Here is a 21,138-nt window from a genome sequence, read left to right on the forward strand (position 1 = left end):
CTAAATTTTAAATCCTGAATTCCTTTAGAGCGAAAATGATTCCCCGCACCCACAGGTACGCTGCGCGTTTGGATTGTTAAAAACAAAACCTTTACCATTTAGTCCGCCTGAATATTCCAGGATCGTACCGGCCAGGTAAAGCACACTTTTCTTATCAACTACGATCTTTACATCGTTATCTTCGAACAGACGATCTGTTTCTGCCTGGGTCTTATCAAATTTCAATTCGTAAGACAGGCCAGAGCAACCGCCGCTCTTCACGCCAACTCGCACAAAATCCTGCATGGCGTCAAAACCATCCTCTTGCATGAGGCTGGTTATCCTGCGTTTAGCGCTTTCACTTACCTTTATCATTGCTTATAAAGATTTATTCTAAATTAAGTGCAAATATAATACAAACAATAGGTTTAACCATGGTAAAACTCATTAGAAAAAAGAATTACCGCATTGGTTTCAGCTATTCCTTAAAATTCTTTTCCAGCTCCTGCAGGCTTGTTATATATTATTGAAAATCAGGTCTAAAAGAAAAACTGAGAAATCCATAGAGTTCGAAAAATGTGATTTTCAGAGGATCTTTCCCGAATTGAACTTATTAGCCTTAATTTTGTAAAAATTATTGAATCAGGATTATGTTTGAGAACAGTCGGGAAAGCAGAACAGACCTTTCAGAATATGGTGAATTTGGATTAATTGATCACCTCACAGGCAACTTTGGGATCACTAAAGAGCATACCCTTAAAGGAATAGGTGATGATGCAGCAGTTCTTGATTTTAAAGATGAAAAGGTTGTTGTGACCACAGATCTTCTGGTAGAGGGAGTGCATTTTGACCTTTCTTATATGCCATTAAAGCATTTAGGGTATAAGGCGGTAATGGTCAATCTTTCAGATGTTTTTGCAATGAATGCGATACCCAGGCAGATCACTGTTTCAATTGCCGTTTCCAATAGATTCCCTGTAGAGGCCCTTGAAGAGTTTTATGCGGGAATTGAGCTTGCGGCAAAACTTTATAAGATTGATGTTGTGGGAGGGGATACTTCTTCTTCAACTTCGGGCATGATGATAAGTGTCACAGCACTTGGCGCCGTGAAGGAAGAGGATGTAGTTTACCGCAGCGGGGCAAAACCCAATGATCTGCTTGTGGTGACAGGAGATTTAGGAGCCGCATATATGGGCTTACAGATCCTGGAGCGGGAAAAGCAGGTATTTAATGTGAATCCAAACAGTCAGCCAGATCTTGATCCTTATGCTTATCTAATAGAAAGGCAGTTAAAGCCTGAGGCACGACAGGATATTCCACCTCTGTTCAAGGCTTTAGATCTAAAGCCTACCTCCATGATCGATATTAGTGACGGTCTTTCTTCGGAAACGCTTCATCTGTGTAAGAATTCAAAGACAGGTGTCAATCTTTATGAGGAAAAGATCCCGCTAGATCCTTCGGTTATTTCTGTTTGTGAGGAGTTCCAGCTTGATAGCACCACCATTGCCTTAAGCGGAGGTGAGGATTACGAGCTGTTATTTACAGTCGACCAGGGAGATTTTGAAAAGATCAAGGCTAATCCAAATTTTACCGTGATAGGGCATATGACCGAGGAGGCCGAAGGAATGCACCTGGTGACCAGAGCAAATCAAAAGATCCCTTTGATCGCTCGCGGCTGGAATGCAATGAAAAAGGAAGATTAGGAAGCCTCTGAAAAAACCTTTTGCTGAAACATTTTTCTTGAACACCTGCGTTGGTGGAATTTTGCGAGAAAGGCATTAGTCTCCCTGAATTTAGGAGTGAGTTTGGCCATAAATCCCTGTGCGGTATCTGTCATTTCTTGTCCGCATCGTGTACATCGATATTCCTTGATGTGATCTGTGATGTTCTGAGACACTTCAAACCTGTGGTCGAAGACCGCACAAATTAGGGCTCCGGGAGAAAACAAATGGGGCTTTTTGTTTTTCATCTTAGAAGATTTTGTAGGTTATGAAGTGAAAAATATCAAATCTTTCCTAAAAATCGACAAAAAACATCATTTTTTCGATGAAATACACAATTTCTGAAATTCTGATTTGTTTTCGAGGTATGATAAATGTCCGCCTTTAAAGCTGATAAACCCGCAATTACAGAGGGCTGCTATCTCTTTGAGGTCTTGAAGATTAACCAGAGGATCGTCCTCGCCTGCTACTAAGAGTTTCTTTCCTTCAAACTGCCGCAGCACTTCCGCTCTATTTGTACGAATTTTCATACCTTTCAATGCCGCGGTAATTCCTTCCGTAGGGAATTGAAAAGCTTCTTGAATGAGAGCTTCAATTTCTTCTGAAAATCTTTTAGTATTGGAAGGAGAAAGAAGGTTTCTTATAGCCATGCTCACGTAAGCCTCTTTGTTTTTTTCGACCAGTGCGATCGAGCGATCTCTTATCTCCTTTTTTTCCTCAGTATCGGGCTGTGGAGTAGAATTCAGCAGCATAAGGGCACTGACCATTTTGGGGTGTGCTTCTATAAAAGCAAGGCTCACATAGCCTCCCATGGAATGTCCTATAAAATTAGCCTTTTTGACACCTAAGCTGGACAGTACTTCAAAAACAGCTGCTGCCATGAGCTCCATACTGTGGATGTCTGAAACACATCCCGACCTGCCGTGGCCCGGCAGGTCCAGTGTGATGATTTTTCCATGTTCAGAGAACTGCGGAAGAAATTCCTCCCATATTTTGGAAGACTCCAGGAAGCCATGAAGCAGCACAGTTGCCTCTCCTTCTCCCACTACCGAATAGTGAATTTCTGCTCCCTGGAAGTTTAATGTCATTGGTTCTTCGGTTAAGAGTTAAGGATTAATAGTTGGTCCAAATTTTCCTGTTTTTGAATATTGTTGGAATTATTGACCACCCATATAACTACTAACCATTAACTATTTTCAATCAGCTAATATTAGCTATTCATGATCTCCTCAATCTCTTCTGCTTCTATAGGAATGTTTCGCATAAGGTTGAAAGGCTCTCCTTTTTCCTGGATCACCACATCGTCTTCCAGTCTAATTCCGAAGCCTTCGTCGGGCAGGTAGATGCCCGGCTCTACAGTAAAGACCATATTAGCCTGCATGGGTTCATAAAGCAATCCGTAGTCATGGGTGTCAAGCCCAATATTGTGAGACGTGCCATGCATAAAATATTTTTTATATGCAGGCCAGTCAGGATCTTCGTTCTGCACATCGGCTTTGTCTAGCAGGCCGAGTCCAAGAAGTTCAGAAGTCATTAGTTTCCCAACTTCCTTATGATATTCTGCCCAATCTGTTCCTGGCACCAGCATACTTGTAGCGTCATTTTTCACGCGGTTAACTGCGTTGTAAACTTCCTTTTGTCGTTTTGTATATCTTCCGGAAACTGGAATAGTACGAGAAAGATCACTGGCGTAGTTGGCGTATTCGGCACCAGTGTCGAGAAGGATGAGCTCTCCTTCCTTACATTGCTGATTGTTCTCAATATAATGAAGCACATTCGCATTCTTTCCGCTGGCGATGATGGGCGTATATGCAAATCCTTTAGAACGGTTTCTTATCATTTCATGCCAGTACTCTGCTTCAATTTCGTACTCCCAAACCCCTGGTTTTACAAATTTCAGAGCTCTGCGAAAGGCTTTTTCTGTGATGTCACAGGCCGTTTGCATGAGATCCAGCTCTATTGGATCTTTAACAGAACGCAGGCGCTGTAAAATTGGATTGCTCTTTGCAACTCTATGCGCCGGAAAATTCTTCTTGCACCATTTGATGAACCTTGCTTCCCTTGTTTCTGTTTCAACATTAGCTCTGTAATGCTCATTAGTGTTGAAATAAACAGTCTCGCATTGGGTCATTACTTCGAAAAAAACTTTCTCAAAATCCTTGAGCCAAAAGACATTTTTGATGCCCGATACTTCAAAAGCTTTTTCTTTTGTCAATTTCTCACCTTCCCAAACGGCAATATGATCATTGGTTTCGGTGAGAAACAGCATCTCCCTGTGCTTTTCTGAAGGCGCATCGGGGAAAAGAACAAGAATGCTTTTATCCTGATCCACACCGCTCAAATAGAACAGATCCCGAGCCTGCTGAAAGGGCATAGTGCTGTCGGCACCAATAGGATAAATATCATTGGAATTAAAAACCGCCAGGCTTCGTGGTTCCATTTTTTCAGTAAAGTTTTTCCTGTTTTTAATAAACAGGTTTTTGTCTATTTGGTGATATTTCATGGATATTATTTTTGAGTGTGCCACAAATTTAAAAAATTAAACTCGGGAAGCCTTGAAAATTACCAGAAGCATAGGTGTCAAAAATGGCTTTTTTGACACCTCTTTTTTTGTCACTGACTGCCGGGTTTATTTGCGCTCAGAATTTATCTCTCAGGGGTATAAAGACGTGTCGTCAACAGGATTGCGGGTAGCTTCTTTATATCTGTTCTAAATAATAAGTAAATGAGAAGGAATGTTTGTTAATGAAATGAAAGGGCGTATTTTTGTTTCACTTTATTAAAACAATCATAAATTTTATGGCAAAATCTGCGCTATTAAAGTCATCACTTGCAAAAAAGTACTGGATGGCTTTCACCGGGTTGTTCCTGTGTTTATTTCTGGTAGGTCACCTCGCAGGAAATCTTCAGCTCTTGGTGTCAGGAGAGGGTGCGAGAGACCAATTCAATGAATATGCTCTTTTTATGACCACAAACCCTATTGTACGCGTGCTGTCAATAGTAACTTTTGCGAGTATCCTGTTTCACGTAATTGACGGGATTTTGTTAACGGTCAAAAATCGTAAAGCAAGACCAAAAGGCTATGTAAGCTTTAAGCCTTCTAGAAATACCAAGTGGCCTTCACGAAATATGGGGATCCTTGGAACCGTTATTCTTGTTTTTATCATCATTCACCTTATCAACTTTTGGGGAGAAATGAAGTTTGGAGGCCTTGATAATACGGTTTACGAAACTGCGAATGGAGAAAGAGTTAAGGATCTTTACACGCTAACCATCAAGACCTTTCAGGATCCTGAACTGGGACTGGTATGGGCGTTTCTTTATTTGATCTCGATGATCGCTATCGGGTTGCACTTGTACCATGGTTTTGGAAGTGGTTTCCAGTCCCTTGGAATTAATCACCCAAAATACAACACCTTCGTTAGAAGGGTGGGAGTTGGTTTTTCCATCATCGTTCCCTTGTTGTTTGCGATCATTCCGTTTTACATCTATTTTGTCCTGGAAAAAATTTAAGCTATGGGAGTATTAGATTCAAAAGTACCACAAGGGCCTTTGGCCGAAAAGTGGGTCAATCATAAGAATAAGATCAATCTTGTCAATCCTGCAAACAAGCGTAATATTGATATTATCATTGTTGGAACCGGATTGGCAGGAGGAAGTGCTGCCGCTACTTTGGCAGAACTTGGATATAACGTAAAGACTTTCTGTTACCAGGATTCACCACGTCGTGCTCACTCCATTGCAGCTCAGGGAGGAATTAACGCCGCCAAGAATTACCAGGGAGACGGAGATTCAGATTACCGCCTGTTTTACGATACAGTAAAGGGAGGGGATTATCGGGCCCGTGAATCCAACGTATACCGCCTTGCTGAAGTTTCAGGAAATATTATAGACCAGTGCGTCGCTCAAGGAGTGCCCTTTGCAAGGGAGTATGGCGGACTTCTGGATAACCGTTCGTTTGGTGGAGTTCTAGTATCCCGTACATTCTATGCCAAAGGACAGACAGGTCAACAGCTACTTCTGGGTTGCTACTCTGCAATGAACAGGCAGATCAACCGGGGAAAAATTCAGTCTTACACGCGTCATGAAATGCTTGATGTGGTGCTGGTAGGCGGGAAAGCCAGAGGTATTATTGCCAGGAATCTCGTAACAGGTGAGATAGAAAGACATAGTGCACATGCTGTGGTAATTGCGTCAGGCGGATATGGGAATGTATTTTTCCTTTCTACAAATGCAATGGGGAGTAATGTAACGGCAGCCTGGAAAGTGCATAAAAAGGGAGCTTTCTTTGCAAATCCATGCTTTACTCAGATCCACCCTACGTGTATTCCGGTTTCGGGAGAACATCAGTCAAAACTGACTTTAATGTCTGAATCCCTTCGGAATGATGGTCGAATCTGGGTTCCAAAGAAATTGGAAGATGCCAAGGCAATTAGAGAAGGAAGATTGAAACCTACGCAATTAGCCGAAGAAGATCGTGATTACTACCTGGAAAGGCGTTATCCTGCGTTTGGAAACCTCGTGCCACGAGATGTTGCTTCTCGTGCAGCAAAAGAGCGTTGTGATGCTGGGTTTGGAGTAAATAAAACAGGAGAAGCGGTATATCTGGACTTTAGTTCAGCATTTATGCGCTATGGAAGAGAAGCAGTTGCAACTCAGAAAATAGAAAATGCTTCAGAAGAAGAGATCAGAAAATTAGGGAAGGCAGTTGTAGAGGCAAAATATGGAAACCTCTTCCAGATGTATGAAAAGATCGTGGATGAGAATCCTTATGAAACGCCAATGAAAATTTATCCCGCGGTACATTACACTATGGGTGGGCTTTGGGTAGATTACAACCTGCAGACTACAGTTCCCGGACTTTACGCAGCAGGAGAGGCTAATTTCTCAGATCATGGAGCTAACAGATTGGGAGCTTCAGCATTAATGCAAGGTCTTGCCGACGGTTACTTCGTGTTGCCCTATACTATGGGAGATTACCTGGCTGATGACATTAGAACAGGGAAAATATCTACCGACCTTCCTGAGTTTGAGGAAGCAGAAAAGAACATTCGTAAGCAGTTGGAGAGTTTCATGAATACCAAAGGAACCAAATCTGTCGATTATTTCCATAAACGCCTAGGAAAGATCATGTGGGATAAGGTTGGAATGTCAAGAAATGCTACCGGACTACAGGAAGCAATCTCCGAGATCAAAGCTCTTAGAGAAGAATTCTGGAGAGAGGTACGAGTGCCGGGAATCATGGAAGGTATGAATCCTGAGCTGGAGAAAGCAGGAAGAGTGGCCGATTTTCTGGAACTTGGAGAATTGTTCGCAAAAGATGCACTTCACCGGGAAGAGTCCTGTGGAGGACATTTTAGAGAGGAGTTCCAGACCGAAGAAGGAGAAGCCTTGCGTGACGATGAGAACTTCATGTATGTTGCAGCCTGGGAATACACAGGAGAGCCTTCAAACGCCGTACTCCATAAGGAAAACCTTGTTTACGAGAATATAGAAGTTAAAACGCGTAGTTATAAATAGAAGTTAGTTAAAAGTTAATGGTTAATGGAAAATGGATAAGCTGAAGTCGTTTGAAGATCTCAATTGTTGGAAAGCGGCAAGAGAACTAAGGATTGAAATTTCAGATCTTATCAAGAATTTTCCGGAATCAGAAAAATTTGAATTAGTTTCACAAATGAGAAGAGCCTCGAGGTCGGTTACTCATAACATTGCAGAAGGGTATGGAAGATTTCACTTTAAAGAAAACATTCAGTTTTGCAGAGTTGCCAGAGGATCTTTATATGAATTACAGGATCAATTTATAACTGCTTTGGATGAGGGTTATATTGACAATAAATATTATTTGGAAAAAAAGTTAAAGGTGGTGGAGTGCATTACCATTCTTAATGGGTACATAAAGTACCTTAAGAGTGCGGAAGCCAACCAATAACTTTTAACATTTAACAATTCAACTAATGAATCTTACACTAAAAATATGGCGTCAAAAAGATGCCACTTCTAAAGGAGGAATTCAAACCTACCCACTTGGAGGTGTTGATCCAGATATGTCTTTCCTTGAAATGCTGGATGTACTCAATCAGGAACTCATAGACAAAGGGGAAGAGCCGGTAGTTTTTGACCATGACTGTCGCGAAGGGATCTGCGGAACCTGCAGCTTACAGATCAATGGAGAGCCTCATGGGCCTGATCGTGGAGTAACGACCTGCCAATTGCACATGAGAATGTTTAAAGATGGAGATACGATTACCATTGAACCTTTTAGAGCAAAAGCGTTCCCTGTGATCAAAGATCTTGTTGTTGACAGAACTGCTCTGGAAAGAATACAGCAGGCGGGAGGATACATTTCAGTAAATACTTCGGGAAATACACAGGATGCGAATAGTATTCCGATTCCAAAGGATAAAGCCGACGCCGCCTTTTTTGCAGCGACATGTATTCAATGTGGAGCATGTGTCGCAGCTTGTAAGAATGCAAGTGCGGCATTATTCACCTCGGCCAGGATAAGTCAGTTCGCTTTGCTTCCGCAGGGAGAGGTAGAGGCAGATCGTCGCGTGGTTGCTATGGTGGAACAAATGGATAAGGAAGGATTTGGAAATTGTACCAACACAGGTGCCTGTGAGGTAGAGTGTCCAAAAGGGATCTCTTTAGAAAACATTGCAAGAATGAACAGACAGTATCTTAAGGCAAGTGTGAAATAAGCTTTTTGAAGACCCACATACCAATCCCGGACTTTGTAGTTCGGGATTTTTTTTGGATCTTTTTAAAAAAAGAAAAATGCCAGCTATAACCAATATTACCTCGAAACTTCCCGGTCACAGCACGAGCATCTTTACGGTCATGACGCAGATGGCGTTAAAGCATGGAGCGGTGAATTTATCCCAGGGTTATCCCAATTTTGAGACAGACAAGGAACTGAAAGACCTGGTTTCAAAAGCAATGAATGATGGTTATAATCAATACGCACCACTTGCCGGAATACAGCCGCTAAGGGAGCAGATCGTGGAGAAGATTGAAAATCTGCACGGGAAGAGGTATGATAGAGATTCTGAAGTTACAGTGACTAATGGCGCAACGCAGGCACTTTATCTTGCTATAACTGCTTTTGTACGAGCGGGAGATGAGGTGATCGTGCTGAAACCCGCCTATGACTCCTATGAACCGGCCATAGCCTTTGCTGAAGGAACTCCTGTTCCCATCCAACTGGAAGGAAAAAATTATAAGCTCGACTTTAAAACCCTGAAGGAAAAGATAAATTCAAAAACCAGGATGCTTATCATTAATACGCCGCATAATCCCAGCGGAAATGTGTTTAGTAAGGACGAAATGACCCAGCTGGAAAACCTGCTTAAGGATACAAATGTTATTCTGCTGAGTGATGAGGTTTATGAGCATATTATATTTGATGAGGAAAAACACTGGAGTGCATCCTCTTTTCCTCACCTCTCAAAAAGGGCAATTATATGTGCTTCTTTTGGAAAGACCTTTCACAATACAGGCTGGAAGATGGGATATTGTGTAGCTCCCGAAGAATTAATGGTTGAAATGCAAAAGGTGATGGAGGTCAATGTTTTTTGTGTACATCACCCTACCCAGCGGGCTTTTGCAGAATACCTGAAAATGCCTTCCCACTACCTGGAACTGGGCACATTTTACCAGGAAAAGAGAAACAAATTTCTGGATCTCATTCGAGATACAGGATTCAGAGCTGTGCCGTCAAAAGGCACCTATTTTCAACTCGTTGATTATTCTGAAATTTCCACAGAACCTGATGTTGATTTTTCCCGAAGGCTCATTACAGAATATGGAATTGCAAGTATTCCGGTTTCGGTGTTTAACAAGGATCAACTTGATTACAGGCAATTGAGATTCTGCTTCGCCAAAACCGACGAGACTTTGGAAAAAGCAGGCGAGATCCTAAGTGGAATAAAATAGTTATTCCTCTACATGTTTTCGAAGGCTGTCTGTAATATAGGCGCGTACGATCTCTGTTGTAACTCCAAAAACTACATGAGCTACAAGTTCATTGGCCTGTGTCTTAAAGGGAACTTTTTCCGGGCTTTTTTCGAGCCCCATCAGGGGTAAGCTTGTTTCGTGAGTAGAAGCCCAGGTTGTTGCACCAAGAATGGCTCCATCTACAATATTCATTTCGTCCTTATCGCGCTTACCGTAGCCATAAATAGCACCAACAGTAGCGCCAAGAGGAAGATTCACCAGTTGTTCCACAATACCTTCATTTTCCAGTTTTATGGGAGAACCCAGCAGTTTTGTAGAAAACTTATCCATGACCTTGATCTGTGCCGATCTCTGGTCTATCTTTCGTACTTCAAGAAATCGTTCCACTCCCGCCTTAACAGCAGTTCCTACCAACCCGGCCACAAATCCTGCAAGAATGCCTCTGGAAGTATTTGAAGGAAAGGAATCTTTTTCAAAAAACGATTGTAAACTCATAGCTTTGATTTTTTAGTGGATTAAAGCTATCTAACTTCTGTGGCCAGTGCAACCATTTAACATGCATTTAGCAGGAGGACAGGGATTTTTAATAACTTTACTTTATGGCACAAATTTTAAGAACAGCACTGCTCCAGGCCAACCTGGAATGGGAAAATATTCAGAAGAATGTTTCTCAATTTGAAAAAAAAATAAAGCAGCTGCCACGAGAGGTGGATCTTATCATTCTTCCCGAGATGTTTTCCACCGGCTTTTCCATGAATGCCCGTAACCTGGCTGAACCAGTAAATGGTCCTACCTTTCAATGGATGCAAAGAATGGCTTCAGAAAAAGATGCAGCTGTTACGGGAAGCCTTATCATCTCTGAAAATGGCAAATTCTTCAATCGTTTATATTTTGTTTTTCCAGACGGCAGCTTTCAGAAGTATGACAAAAGGCACACCTTCACCCTGGCGAAGGAAAATGAGACCTATGCATCAGGCAAGGAGAGGCTGGTTGTGGAATTCAGAGATTGGAAGATCTGCCCTTTGGTGTGTTATGATCTGCGATTTCCGGTCTGGGCAAGGAATACTGAAGATTACGATCTCTTGATCTACGTAGCGAACTGGCCGGCTGCGAGAGTGGCTGCATGGGACACCCTTCTTAAAGCTCGGGCTATTGAGAACATGAGCTACTGTGCAGGACTAAATCGTGTGGGACAGGATGGAAGTAATTTGAATTATGTGGGTCATTCTGCCATTTACGACAGCCTCGGAAAACAGGTCTCCCAGTATAATGAGGAAGACGAATTCACTGAAGTAATAGAGCTTGATAAGCAGCATTTAAGGGAAACTCGTTCCCAGCTGAAATTTCTACAGGACCGCGATAGGTTTACTATTCACTAGCCGGAACAGAAACAGGGCGGGTCTGACTTACATCAAATGGCTGACTCACATCCCAGTTTGCTCTTACGTTTATTAACTCAGGAAAATATACTACTTCTTCGGGTTGTTGCCTGCCAAGAAAACTTCCGGTATCCCATTGCTCATTTTCATTACGATCATAAATAAGCCGAAGAAAATAATTTCCGGGTTTAATATTGTCAAAATTTAAGCTCGTCCTGCCGGTGCTGTACCTTTCTGCTGCTACTTCCCCTTTTTCAGAAGTCAGCTGAACGATTACAGGAAATTCTTCTACGCGAAGGAGATTGATCACCAGATTTCCTAGATCTGCAAGGGCTGGAGTTCTCACCTGTGATCTCAGGGTGTCGTTTTCCCTTCCGAAGAAATCGGTAAAAGCACCAGGTAGGGCTGTGACCCTGTAGGTCTGCTTTTCAGTTTTGCTGAAATTAACCAGATACTCATTATTCCATTGATCATAAGAGGCCGTGAAGGGCACAGAAAGAGTATCCTGATCTACGATCTTTACCAGGGAATCTTGAATTATGGTCAAGGGAGTGCTGGGTTTTATCTTAAGAGGCTGATTCAACCCAAGACCCGAAGTAGGTTCAAAAGTGAACTGCAAAGTGTCTTTTTTCATGGTTTTCAATCGTGCGATCAAAGTATCGGTTCGTCGAGGAGTTGCTACCACAAATTTTAGCGTATCTCTTTCCAAATTAGGTTTGTACCAGTAGTGAAGCGTATCTGTTGCAACATCTTTCGTAATTCGGGATTCAAATCCTTCTGGTACATCGAGGGCGCTAATGGAAACGCTATCGGCTAACACAAGACCCCGATATCCAAAAATGAGATGTTGGTCATTCTTTTGTTGCGGGCGTTCAAAACTTCCTTCCAGCAACTCCTTAAAAAGTGTAAGATCAAATTCTTCTTCGGTAGGTAAAGTGATCAACTCTTCAGCAAAAGCGATCTTATCGGTTTGTGGATCGAAGGTGTAATTGTTGTTGACATCTCGCATACCAACCAGTTGGTATGTTCCTTCCTTAAGGTTATTGAGCTGAAAGGTTGTTGCGCTGTCAAGGGTATTGGTTACATATCTCGGAACCTGAGTATATACTACAGAATCTGTATAAGTGGAATCTACCTCGTAAAGCATCACCGAGATATATGGGTCTGGTGCCATGAGCAGGGCATCTCTTACCTGGCCGCGCAGGGAAAGCGAATCTATATAAGGACCGGTAGAGAAGGCATAGGTGAAGAAGCTTAATGGGTTACCTTCGTTATTGTCTGTGATACTACGGCCAAAGTTAATCGTGTAGGTTGTTCTGGGTTGTAATGTATCGTTGATCCTTATGCGAATTGACCTACTGGCAGTACCCAGCGGAGTGATCTCGGGTCTTGGATCCATGGGGGGCGAAATGATGATCTGCCTTTGTGGATCTGTCAGTTTTACATATTCATCGAAGTAGATCCTTATTTCCCTCGCATCAAAATTCGTTGTGAAATTTTCTGGCCTTGCCCTTACATACCTTGGAGCTTCTTCATCTAAAGGTCCGCCATCTGGTGTTCCTCGCTTTGCGCAACTTAAGCTTGAGGAAAATAAAGACAAGACGACCATTAACCTTACTGCGTGACGCTTCATAGGGTAAAATTTTATTACAAAGAAACAATTAATTCCTGTAATCCTGAAGCTCTAGTGAGTCACAGCTATAGTGGCGATGCTTATTTTCACGCCTTCTATCTTCAATAATTTTTGAGCGCAGACTTCCAGGGTAGCGCCTGTGGTTACCAGATCGTCAACCAGGAGTACATGCCTGTCTTTTAATTTTTCGGAATTTGAGATCACCATCGTCTCATCGAAACTTCCCCAGCGTGCCAACCTCTTTTTAACCGTTTGAGTTTGAGTTGCAGTTATTTTAAGCAGTACATCATCAATATAAGGTACTTCTAATGCAGCAGCGATCTCCATCCCGAACCGTGTCACTTGATTATAACCTCTTTTCCGGAATTTTTGCTTGTGAATGGGGACCGGAACAACAGCAGAAATTTGTTGCCACTTCGGAATTTCTTTTATTTCATTACCCAGCCACTGGCCAAAATAGGTTCCAATTTCTTCATAACCTCTGTATTTAAGATTGTGTATCAATTTTTGAGCGAGCCCTTTCTTTTCAAATAAAAGGAGAGAAGTTGCGTTTTCAACCGGGATTCTTCCATAGAAGATCTTTTCTATTTCATTAGAGTTATCCAGATGATGTTGAGCTAAAGGCAGCTCATGTAAGCAGGAGGTACAGAGAATTTCTTCTTTAGAATGCAGGGCAGTATCACAGGCATGACATATTCTGGGAAACACTAAGTCTAAGAAATCGTGAAACATTTGTTAAGAAATTAGCCTTGGGGTGGTTAAAACTCCTAAATTTACAAAAGCAAACCGTTAAAAACCATTTATTATGACAGACCACAAAAGTAACAATGCCTTAAAGATCCTAACCGGAGTTTTGGCAGTAGCTTTGGTTGCATTGGGTATTTATACAATTAAATTTTATAACGAAGAAAAAGAGAATCAGCAATTACTTCAGCAGGAAAAAGCAGTAATAGAGGGCGAATTGAATGACCTCATCATTAAATATGACGAAGCGATAGGAAGTAACGAAGAACTTGACCGGGAGCTTGTTGCTGCCCGTGAAAGGATCGTGGCACTACGCGATTCTGTTCAGGACATGGAAGCAAATTTAGCTCTCATTGCCCGATACAGAAGGGAAGTGAGCAATCTTAAGGCTGAAAAGGAACAATTGTTCAGAGTTGTAGACAGCCTTAGCAATCAAAATCAGAGACTCATCACCGAGATCGACAGCACTAACAATGTGCTCCTTGAGAGAACCAGAATTTCAGATTCCCTGAAGGTGCAAACCCAGGCAATGGGAGTCAAGATCGACCAGGCTTCTCAATTAAAGGTAAGTAATCTTAGAGGTCAGGGTGTTATTGAAAGAAACAGTGGAAGGCTCGTGAAAAACGACCGAACCAGAAGAGTGGATAAAATAAGGACCTGTTTTTCTTTAACTCCAAATGCACTTGCTGCTGCAGGAGAGAAGGATCTTTACGTGCAGGTTTATAATCCAAACAATGAACTGGTTGGAGATCAAATAGCTGTGCAACATGATGGCGGCGTTATGGTCTATAGTGCTGCAACAAAAGTTTTCTATGAAAATGAAGAACTCGATGTTTGTATTCTTGCAAATACTGTCTCTGACAGGCTTATCGAAGGAAATTACAAAGTGCTGGTCTACCAGGGAGCTAACTTGATTGGGGCCACTAGCTTTAGCCTTAGATAAAACTTATTTTTTAATTAATTCAGCCGCTCTGACTTCAATCGGGGCGGTTTTTTTATTTTTGTGCCATGGCAAAACATGAAGATCTTTTTAAAAATATTATTTCCCATGCAAAGGAGTATGGGTACATCTTTGCATCCTCAGAAATTTATGACGGCTTAAGTGCCGTTTATGATTATGGGCAAAACGGCGCAGAGCTAAAGAAAAACATCAGGGAGTACTGGTGGAAGGGAATGGTGCAGCTGCACCAGGAAATAGTAGGAATAGATGCAGCTATTCTTATGCATCCTACTACCTGGAAGGCTTCGGGCCACGTAGACGCTTTCAATGATCCATTAATAGATAATAAGGATTCAAAAAAGAGATATCGGGCAGATGTTCTTGTAGAAGATCATGCCGAAAAGATCCTGCAAAAAGCTCAAAAGGAGATCGAAAAGGCACGCAAGAGGTTTGGAGATGCCTTTAATGAAGAGCAGTTTGTTAATACGAACGACAGGGTTCAAAGATATCTTTCAGAAAGAAAAGAAATACTTGAGAGACTGGGGCGTTCTCTTACTAATGAAGATCTGAAAGATGTAAAAGCCTTAATTGAAGAGTTGGGCATAGCCGACCCAGATACAGGTTCAAAAAACTGGACCGAAGTGCGTCAATTCAACCTGATGTTTGGCACTAAACTGGGTGCCTCGGCAGAAACGGCATCGAATCTTTATCTACGACCAGAAACTGCACAGGGAATTTTTGTGAATTTTTCCAATGTACAGAAAACTGGAAGAATGAAGATCCCGTTTGGAATTGCCCAAACCGGAAAAGCTTTTAGAAACGAAATAGTTGCGCGGCAGTTTATTTTCAGAATGCGCGAATTCGAGCAAATGGAGATGCAGTACTTCGTGAGGCCGGGAGAAGAACTTAAGTGGTACGAACACTGGAAAGAGGTGCGTCTAAAATGGCATTATTCCCTTGGTCTTGGGGAGGAAAACTATCGCTTCCATGATCACGAGAAACTTGCGCATTACGCAAATGCTGCAACAGACATTGAATTCAATTTTCCTTTTGGCTTTAAGGAGCTTGAAGGGATTCACTCCCGTACAGATTTTGATTTGAAGGCTCATGAAGAGCATTCGGGAAAAAAACTGAGGTTCTACGATCCCGAGCTACAGGAAAATTATGTGCCATATGTTATCGAGACTTCAATTGGTCTTGACCGAATGTTTTTAGCTGTGCTTTCATCTTCCCTTAAGGAAGAAGAGCTTGAAGATGGTAGCTCCAGAACAGTTTTAAAGTTACCGGCCATACTGGCGCCTTATAAGGCTGCTGTTCTGCCTTTGCTGAAAAAAGATGGCCTACCAGAACTTGCGCAGGAAATCGTGGAAGAACTTAAATGGAATTTTAATGTTCAGTATGACGAGAAAGATGCAATAGGCCGTAGGTATAGAAGACAGGATGCTGCAGGAACTCCTTTATGTATTACAGTAGATCATGATTCCCTGGAAGACAGATCGGTAACAGTACGCTTCCGCGATACTATGGAACAAAAAAGAGTTGCCATTTCTGAACTTTCAGAAGTGATTGCTGCAGAAACAGATTTTAAGCGCTGGCTAAAAAAGTAAGGCTTTTCTGTTTAAATTGAGTTAAAAGAGAGCAGTTCTTCCTGAATTGTTCTTTTTTTTGTTTGTACTCTTAGTAAATCCTTAAATTTAAGGCTTAAAGCTCCCTACATGGTGAAGAAATACATATTTCCGGTTCTCATGCTGCTTCTGCACATAGGGCTGTACGGTCAAGATCAGGAAAAATTAGGTCCCGTTTCACATGGGGTGGCAAAACCATCGCATACTGCTCCCTTATCCACAAAGGAGCTTGTAGCTCCCAATAAGGTAGTCAAGGAAGTTAATCCCAAGAACCGCAGTGCCAACAGGGTGGTACCTGGAAAGGGTTATCCAAAGTCACCAGATGCCGCCTGGCAAAAAAAACCGGGAACCACGCCCACAAAAGAACCACTTTTAACCTTTGATGCCGCCAATACTTTCCATAAACCTACAGATCCCACAGGTGCTGTAGGGCCTAATCATTATGTGAATGCTTGGAATAGTGCCTTTGCGATTTATGATAAGCAGGGGAATATACTTTCTCCACCGGCCGACCTGGAAAGCCTTGGAGGAGAATTTACAAATGAAGATCTGGGAGATCCTATTGTTGTTTATGATCAATTTGCCGATAGATTTCTTATCACCCAGTTCAGTGATTCTCCTAACAGCCTGTTAGTAGCAATTTCTCAGGGTCCCGATCCTGTGAATGATGGCTGGTACACTTATCGTTTTGAGACCGGTACCTTTCCAGATTATCCTAAGTTCTTTGTTTGGAGTGATGGGTATTATGTGACTACAAATCAGGATCCCGAAGATGAAGATATACATGAGGTTGTTTTTGTCCTGGAAAGAGATAAAATGCTTCAGGGAGAAGAAGCCCAGCATGTAGGTTTTCCATTGCCGGGCGTGCGTATCAATGGATTTTATAGTCCTGCAGCTTTTAATGCTGTAGGGGAGGAAATGCCTGCTCCCGGCAATTCTCCAATCCTGTATTTTCAGGACGACGCATGGCTGGGAGTAAATGAAGATATCCTTAAAATATGGCTGGTCAATGTTGACTGGAACAATATAGCTAACTCCACTATTTCTGAATCTCAGGAATTAGGGCCGTCTCAGGGCGTCACCCCGTTCCATAGCACCTTTGATGGCGGCAGTTTCAGAAATCTTCCTCAACCTGGTGATGCACCCGATGTTGATGCCCTTCAGGGAGCAATCATGTATCCCACCTCCTACCGGCGTTTCGAAACACACAATTCTGTGGTCTTCAATTTTGTGGTAGACGTGGATCCTTCTCTGGTAGAACATGCAGGCATACGCTGGTACGAGTTACGACAGGACGCTACAGGTGGTCCCTGGTCGGTTTATCAGGAAGGAACTTATGCGCCCGATATCAATGACCGCTGGTGCGGAAGCATTGGGATCGATAAAAATGGAAATATAGGAATGGGATTCACCGTGGTTAACGATAATCCTGAAGAACCCATTTATCCTACTTTAAGATACACCGGAAGGTATGCAGGCGATCCTTTGGGTATCATGACCCTGCAGGAAGAAACAACTGCAGAAAGCAGTGTTCCCAATGACAGTAATCGTTATGGAGATTACAGCCATACCAGTATAGACCCGGTGGATAACGAAACGTTCTGGTTTAACGGGGAGTACTTTAGCGCAGGATCAAGGCTTAATAAAGTGGGAGTCTTTAAGATCGCACCCCAATTCGCAAAAGATGTGGGGGTTACAGATATTCTAAGACCCATTTCTTCCACTTTGGGCCAGGCAGAGCAGGTCACTATAGTGATCAGGAATTTTGGAAGTGAGCCTCAGTCGAATTTTCCCGTGTGGTACAGAGTTGGTACCGGCCCAATGATCACCGAGATTTTTACAGGCACTATTCCTCCTACTAGTCAGATGGAATTTACCTTCTCCCAAACCGTCGATCTTTCTCAAGAGGGGCAAAGTTATACCATTGCCGCAAAGACCAACTTAGAAGGTGATATGGAATTCAGCAATGATTTTCAGTCTAAGACAGTTAAAAATTTACCGCCAAATGATATTGGTGTTACAGAAATTCACAGTCCTGTCTCCGGAAGTAATTTAGGAATGGAAGAGGTTGTAGTTACGATTAAGAATTTTGGAGGAGAACCACAAAGTAATTTTGAGATAGCCTATAGTATCAATGAAGGACCATTTATTAGAGAAACAGTAACACAAACTTTATTGCCAGCTTCAGAAATTTCTTATGTTTTCAATAATGATGCAGATCTTTCTGAAAGCGGAGTATACAATGTTGTGGTTTCTACCTTTCTGGCTGAAGACTCAGAGCCCGATAACGACAGTACCCAGACCACAATTGCTAATCTCGACTGCATTCCCGATGGCTCTTCCTGTGCTTTTTCCGATGGGATCAATAGTTTTTATCTTGAGGAGATCGTCAATGAAAATATATATTGTACCACAGGCTATAATAATTTCATTGGATTGTCCACCAGGCTGGATCGCCAGCGAGGCGTGTACCAGGTTGGGGTAAAATCGAGGGCCACCAGTGAATTCTCCATGTGGATCGATTTTAATGATAATGCGGTCTTTGAGCCAAGTGAAATGCTGGTGAGATCTGGTGACATCATATCGTCCAGTGCTGTAACGATCTTCGAGTTTACCATTCCAGAAGATGCTCCGCTAGGAGAACATATTCTTCGTGCCAGGGCGGGAGATGTGAGGCCTCAGTATCGTGGAGAGCTGAATGACCCTTGTGACGTAATGGAATATGGAACAACAGATGATTATTCTGTGATCATTGTAGACGGTCTTGATGAATCTGAACTTCAGCAGGGAGAGCTCGTGATCACGTCTTCAGAAGAAGATATTTTTGAGATCAATTTCACCACTACCTATCAGCGGCCGCTATGGCTAACTGTCCATAATGTACTGGGACAAAAACTGGTGGAAAATATGCTGAGAAAAAATTACTCCGGCTATTCCTATACTCTTGACATGTCATACGCCGCGCCGGGTGTATATCTTGTGAGGCTGGGCACCAGAGACGAAGGTAGGGTACAGCGTATAATCGTTCGATAATTCTCCTTTCATACTTTATTCCTACAAGATGACTCCTCAAAAATGCTATTTTTGAGGAGTATTAAATTTATTAGAATGAAAATTATCTCTTATAATGTCAATGGCATTAGAGCAGCGATTAAAAAAGGATTTATTGAATGGTTGGAAAAAACGAATGCCGATGTAGTGTGCCTGCAGGAAATAAAGGCAACCCCCGAACAATTTGACCAGGAACCATTTGAAAATTTAGGTTACAAATTTAATTCCTGGTTTCCGGCGGTAAAAAAAGGATATAGTGGTGTTGCGATCCTCAGTAAAATTGAACCCAAAAATGTCACTTTTGGAACCGGAATAGACTACATGGATTTTGAGGGCAGGAATGTGAGAGCAGACTTTGAGGAGTTTTCTGTGATGAGCATGTATTTACCTTCAGGAACAAATATTAAGAGGCTGGATCACAAACTGCAGTACATGGCCGACTTTCAGGAGTATGTGAACGAGTTAAAGCAGGAGATCCCTCACCTTGTTATTTGCGGTGACTACAATATTTGTCACGAGGAGATTGATATTCATGATCCTGTGAGGCTTAAAAATACTTCAGGATTTTTACCTGTCGAAAGAGAGTGGCTTGGCAAGTTCATCAAGAGTGGATTTGTAGATTCTTTCAGGCAGTTCAATACAGATCCCGGCCACTATTCATGGTGGAGCTACCGGGCCGGAGCACGGGGCAACAATAAAGGTTGGAGAATTGATTATCATCTGGTAAGTGAGCCGTTGCAGGAAAGAGTGAAGCGCGCAGTTATTTTGCCCGAAGCACAACATAGTGATCATTGTCCCGTTCTTTTGGAAATAGCATAATCAACCAAAACCATTTTATCCCCCCTTTTATGAAAAGACATCTTTTTATTGCCTTTTTGAGTAGCTCTGTACTGCTCACTTCATGTGTATCTTCTAAGGTTTATAAGGATCTCGAAAGCAGGCACAATCAATTACAGGAGGAAAATCAGGAGCTTACAAGAAATTTTGGCGACCTCCAGGCGCGAAATGAAAAAAATGAATCTGATCTTGCTGCACTACAAGCTGAATACGAACGTACTAAGGCAGAAAGAGACCGCCTGCAACAGGAATATACCACTACCAGAACCAGCTATGAAAAACTAAAAACTTCCTATGATGCCCTGGAAGCAAACAGTTCTTCTGCTCTTGCTGAAAATTCAAAGCGAAACAGGGAGCTTCTAGCCGAACTTGATTCTAAAGAGAAAGCTCTTGCCGCAGAAAAGGCACGGCTTGAAAGGCTGGAAAAGGATCTTGCCGCCCGATCTAAAAGAGTGGACGAGCTGGAAAGTGTTATCGCTGCCAAAGATGCCAAAATGAATGCCCTCAAAAATGCCATTTCCAAGGCACTTGTTAATTTTGAAGGAAAAGGTCTAACTGTGGAACAAAGGGATGGAAAAGTATATGTTTCCATGGAGAACAAACTGCTTTTTAACTCAGGCAGCTGGGCAGTAGGAGCTGAAGGTAGAAAAGCAGTGCAACAATTGGCTGCAGTCCTGGCTCAGAATCCTGACATTGCCGTGTTAATCGAGGGCCATACAGATAATGTACCTTATAATGGCAGCGGACAATTAACCGATAACTGGGATCTTTCTACTAAAAGAGCTACCTCCATCGTTCAGCTGTTGCAGGAAAATTCAGGTATAGATCCGCAGAACCTCACTGCTGCCGGAAGAGGAGAATTTGCGCCGGTAGGACCCAATGATAATGCCGATGGTAGAGCAAGGAACCGCCGTATAGAGGTGATCCTTACCCCAAAATTGGACGAGATTAATAAACTGCTTCAGGAAATAGAATAGTTTTAGAGGGGTCGCGCCAGGCTTTTGTGGATGAAAAAATTTCCATCTGCTATCCTGGCGTGATACCAATCTGTTGTTTCTCCTAATACTTCAAGTGTATCTTCAGCTTTTACCTTAAAAGCTATTTCAGCTCTGGTAGAAGGGCCTTTCCGAAGATTTGCAGTGCCTGTAGCAACTAGTAGCTGGGAAGTTAAACCAGCCGGGGTTTCCTGATGTTTGGGAGGTTCATGTACATATGGTAACGGATTCTGGGCGCCGCGATAACCTTTGTAAATTCCGAAGTGAAGATGAGGGGCAGT

At 42.4% G+C, this 21,138-nt stretch carries 20 protein-coding genes; 12 read left to right on the plus strand and 8 right to left on the minus strand.

Annotation, left to right across the window (positions count from 1 at the left end; genetic code table 11):
• Positions 1-24: 24 nt before the first annotated feature.
• A complete protein-coding gene (locus HC175_RS08300) occupies positions 25-354 on the minus strand; it encodes a HesB/IscA family protein (protein ID WP_168138023.1) in 330 nt (109 codons plus the stop codon).
• Between the two features lie 275 nt (positions 355-629).
• Between HC175_RS08300 and thiL the strand changes: the two genes are divergently transcribed.
• Positions 630-1,682, plus strand: a complete 1,053-nt coding sequence (thiL, locus tag HC175_RS08305) for a thiamine-phosphate kinase (protein ID WP_168138024.1) — start codon at positions 630-632, stop codon at positions 1,680-1,682.
• Here the strand turns inward: thiL and HC175_RS08310 are convergent.
• The 3 genes from HC175_RS08310 to HC175_RS08320 form a co-directional block, all read right to left on the minus strand.
• Positions 1,679-1,948 carry a hypothetical protein gene (locus HC175_RS08310; RefSeq protein ID WP_168138025.1) on the minus strand — a complete coding sequence of 90 codons (270 nt, stop codon included), beginning with the start codon at positions 1,946-1,948 and terminating at the stop codon, positions 1,679-1,681. The genes thiL and HC175_RS08310 overlap by 4 nt on opposite strands.
• A 66-nt stretch (positions 1,949-2,014) precedes the next feature.
• Positions 2,015-2,788, minus strand: a complete 774-nt coding sequence (locus tag HC175_RS08315; RefSeq protein ID WP_168138026.1) for an alpha/beta fold hydrolase — start codon at positions 2,786-2,788, stop codon at positions 2,015-2,017.
• A 122-nt stretch (positions 2,789-2,910) separates the two neighbouring features.
• A complete protein-coding gene (locus tag HC175_RS08320; RefSeq protein ID WP_168138027.1) occupies positions 2,911-4,203 on the minus strand; it encodes an aminopeptidase P family protein in 1,293 nt (430 codons plus the stop codon).
• 296 nt (positions 4,204-4,499) lie between these two features.
• On the opposite strand from HC175_RS08320, the gene HC175_RS08325 reads away from it, so the two are divergent.
• From HC175_RS08325 to HC175_RS08345, 5 genes are all read left to right on the plus strand, one after another.
• The gene (locus tag HC175_RS08325; RefSeq protein WP_168138028.1) at positions 4,500-5,213 is read left to right on the plus strand and encodes a succinate dehydrogenase cytochrome b subunit; all 714 of its coding nucleotides are present in this window, start codon (positions 4,500-4,502) and stop codon (positions 5,211-5,213) included.
• Positions 5,214-5,216: 3 nt separating this feature from the next.
• Positions 5,217-7,220 carry a fumarate reductase/succinate dehydrogenase flavoprotein subunit gene (locus HC175_RS08330; protein WP_168138029.1) on the plus strand — a complete coding sequence of 668 codons (2,004 nt, stop codon included), beginning with the start codon at positions 5,217-5,219 and terminating at the stop codon, positions 7,218-7,220.
• A gap of 31 nt (positions 7,221-7,251) precedes the next feature.
• The gene (locus HC175_RS08335) at positions 7,252-7,629 is read left to right on the plus strand and encodes a four helix bundle protein (protein ID WP_168138030.1); all 378 of its coding nucleotides are present in this window, start codon (positions 7,252-7,254) and stop codon (positions 7,627-7,629) included.
• Between the two features lie 25 nt (positions 7,630-7,654).
• A complete protein-coding gene (locus HC175_RS08340) occupies positions 7,655-8,398 on the plus strand; it encodes a succinate dehydrogenase/fumarate reductase iron-sulfur subunit (protein WP_168138031.1) in 744 nt (247 codons plus the stop codon).
• 76 nt (positions 8,399-8,474) lie between these two features.
• Entirely contained in the window at positions 8,475-9,632 is a 1,158-nt protein-coding gene (locus tag HC175_RS08345) for a methionine aminotransferase (RefSeq protein ID WP_168138032.1), read from the plus strand.
• Here the strand turns inward: HC175_RS08345 and HC175_RS08350 are convergent, their stop codons facing one another.
• Positions 9,633-10,148 (minus strand): DUF1440 domain-containing protein, encoded by a 516-nt coding sequence (locus HC175_RS08350; protein ID WP_168138033.1) that lies wholly within the window; start codon positions 10,146-10,148, stop codon positions 9,633-9,635.
• A 104-nt stretch (positions 10,149-10,252) separates the two neighbouring features.
• On the opposite strand from HC175_RS08350, the gene HC175_RS08355 reads away from it, so the two are divergent.
• Positions 10,253-11,032, plus strand: coding sequence for an amidohydrolase (locus tag HC175_RS08355; RefSeq protein ID WP_168138034.1), 780 nt, complete (start codon positions 10,253-10,255; stop codon positions 11,030-11,032).
• On the opposite strand, the gene HC175_RS08360 is transcribed toward HC175_RS08355, so the two are convergent.
• Together HC175_RS08360 and HC175_RS08365 are read right to left on the minus strand one after the other, a co-directional pair.
• The gene (locus HC175_RS08360) at positions 11,022-12,665 is read right to left on the minus strand and encodes an Ig-like domain-containing domain (protein WP_168138035.1); all 1,644 of its coding nucleotides are present in this window, start codon (positions 12,663-12,665) and stop codon (positions 11,022-11,024) included. The genes HC175_RS08355 and HC175_RS08360 overlap by 11 nt on opposite strands.
• Before the next feature lie 51 nt (positions 12,666-12,716).
• Complete coding sequence (locus HC175_RS08365) at positions 12,717-13,397, minus strand: ComF family protein (protein ID WP_168138036.1); 681 nt, start codon at positions 13,395-13,397, stop codon at positions 12,717-12,719.
• A gap of 73 nt (positions 13,398-13,470) precedes the next feature.
• On the opposite strand from HC175_RS08365, the gene HC175_RS08370 reads away from it, so the two are divergent.
• From HC175_RS08370 to HC175_RS08390, 5 genes are all read left to right on the plus strand, one after another.
• Positions 13,471-14,352, plus strand: coding sequence for a hypothetical protein (locus HC175_RS08370; protein WP_168138037.1), 882 nt, complete (start codon positions 13,471-13,473; stop codon positions 14,350-14,352).
• Between the two features lie 65 nt (positions 14,353-14,417).
• Positions 14,418-15,956: a glycine--tRNA ligase gene (locus HC175_RS08375; protein ID WP_168138038.1), complete on the plus strand. Its 1,539-nt coding sequence runs from the start codon at positions 14,418-14,420 to the stop codon at positions 15,954-15,956.
• Positions 15,957-16,064: 108 nt separating this feature from the next.
• The gene (locus HC175_RS08380; RefSeq protein ID WP_168138039.1) at positions 16,065-19,007 is read left to right on the plus strand and encodes a GEVED domain-containing protein; all 2,943 of its coding nucleotides are present in this window, start codon (positions 16,065-16,067) and stop codon (positions 19,005-19,007) included.
• Between the two features lie 75 nt (positions 19,008-19,082).
• Positions 19,083-19,844 carry an exodeoxyribonuclease III gene (locus tag HC175_RS08385; protein WP_168138040.1) on the plus strand — a complete coding sequence of 254 codons (762 nt, stop codon included), beginning with the start codon at positions 19,083-19,085 and terminating at the stop codon, positions 19,842-19,844.
• A 29-nt stretch (positions 19,845-19,873) separates the two neighbouring features.
• Positions 19,874-20,839: an OmpA family protein gene (locus HC175_RS08390; RefSeq protein WP_168138041.1), complete on the plus strand. Its 966-nt coding sequence runs from the start codon at positions 19,874-19,876 to the stop codon at positions 20,837-20,839.
• Between the two features lie 2 nt (positions 20,840-20,841).
• Here the strand turns inward: HC175_RS08390 and HC175_RS24700 are convergent, their stop codons facing one another.
• Entirely contained in the window at positions 20,842-21,114 is a 273-nt protein-coding gene (locus tag HC175_RS24700; protein ID WP_317172103.1) for an SH3 domain-containing protein, read from the minus strand.
• Positions 21,115-21,138 lie beyond the last annotated feature (24 nt).

The sequence above is a fragment of the Salinimicrobium oceani genome, assembly GCF_012037645.1.

Bases quoted from the DNA above. Each gene is read 5' to 3' on its own strand.
- HC175_RS08335 (WP_168138030.1), top strand. From the start codon at position 7,252: ATGGATAAGCTGAAGTCGTTTGAAGATCTCAATTGTTGGAAAGCGGCA.
- HC175_RS08325 (WP_168138028.1), top strand. From the start codon at position 4,500: ATGGCAAAATCTGCGCTATTAAAGTCATCACTTGCAAAAAAGTACTGG.
- HC175_RS08370 (WP_168138037.1), top strand. From the start codon at position 13,471: ATGACAGACCACAAAAGTAACAATGCCTTAAAGATCCTAACCGGAGTT.
- HC175_RS08320 (WP_168138027.1), bottom strand. From the start codon at position 4,203: ATGAAATATCACCAAATAGACAAAAACCTGTTTATTAAAAACAGGAAA.
- HC175_RS08355 (WP_168138034.1), top strand. From the start codon at position 10,253: ATGGCACAAATTTTAAGAACAGCACTGCTCCAGGCCAACCTGGAATGG.
- HC175_RS08330 (WP_168138029.1), top strand. From the start codon at position 5,217: ATGGGAGTATTAGATTCAAAAGTACCACAAGGGCCTTTGGCCGAAAAG.
- HC175_RS08345 (WP_168138032.1), top strand. From the start codon at position 8,475: ATGCCAGCTATAACCAATATTACCTCGAAACTTCCCGGTCACAGCACG.
- HC175_RS08385 (WP_168138040.1), top strand. From the start codon at position 19,083: ATGAAAATTATCTCTTATAATGTCAATGGCATTAGAGCAGCGATTAAA.
- HC175_RS08375 (WP_168138038.1), top strand. From the start codon at position 14,418: ATGGCAAAACATGAAGATCTTTTTAAAAATATTATTTCCCATGCAAAG.
- HC175_RS08340 (WP_168138031.1), top strand. From the start codon at position 7,655: ATGAATCTTACACTAAAAATATGGCGTCAAAAAGATGCCACTTCTAAA.
- HC175_RS08390 (WP_168138041.1), top strand. From the start codon at position 19,874: ATGAAAAGACATCTTTTTATTGCCTTTTTGAGTAGCTCTGTACTGCTC.
- HC175_RS08300 (WP_168138023.1), bottom strand. From the start codon at position 354: ATGATAAAGGTAAGTGAAAGCGCTAAACGCAGGATAACCAGCCTCATG.
- HC175_RS08315 (WP_168138026.1), bottom strand. From the start codon at position 2,788: ATGACATTAAACTTCCAGGGAGCAGAAATTCACTATTCGGTAGTGGGA.
- HC175_RS08350 (WP_168138033.1), bottom strand. From the start codon at position 10,148: ATGAGTTTACAATCGTTTTTTGAAAAAGATTCCTTTCCTTCAAATACT.
- thiL (WP_168138024.1), top strand. From the start codon at position 630: ATGTTTGAGAACAGTCGGGAAAGCAGAACAGACCTTTCAGAATATGGT.
- HC175_RS08365 (WP_168138036.1), bottom strand. From the start codon at position 13,397: ATGTTTCACGATTTCTTAGACTTAGTGTTTCCCAGAATATGTCATGCC.
- HC175_RS08380 (WP_168138039.1), top strand. From the start codon at position 16,065: ATGGTGAAGAAATACATATTTCCGGTTCTCATGCTGCTTCTGCACATA.
- HC175_RS08310 (WP_168138025.1), bottom strand. From the start codon at position 1,948: ATGAAAAACAAAAAGCCCCATTTGTTTTCTCCCGGAGCCCTAATTTGT.
- HC175_RS08360 (WP_168138035.1), bottom strand. From the start codon at position 12,665: ATGAAGCGTCACGCAGTAAGGTTAATGGTCGTCTTGTCTTTATTTTCC.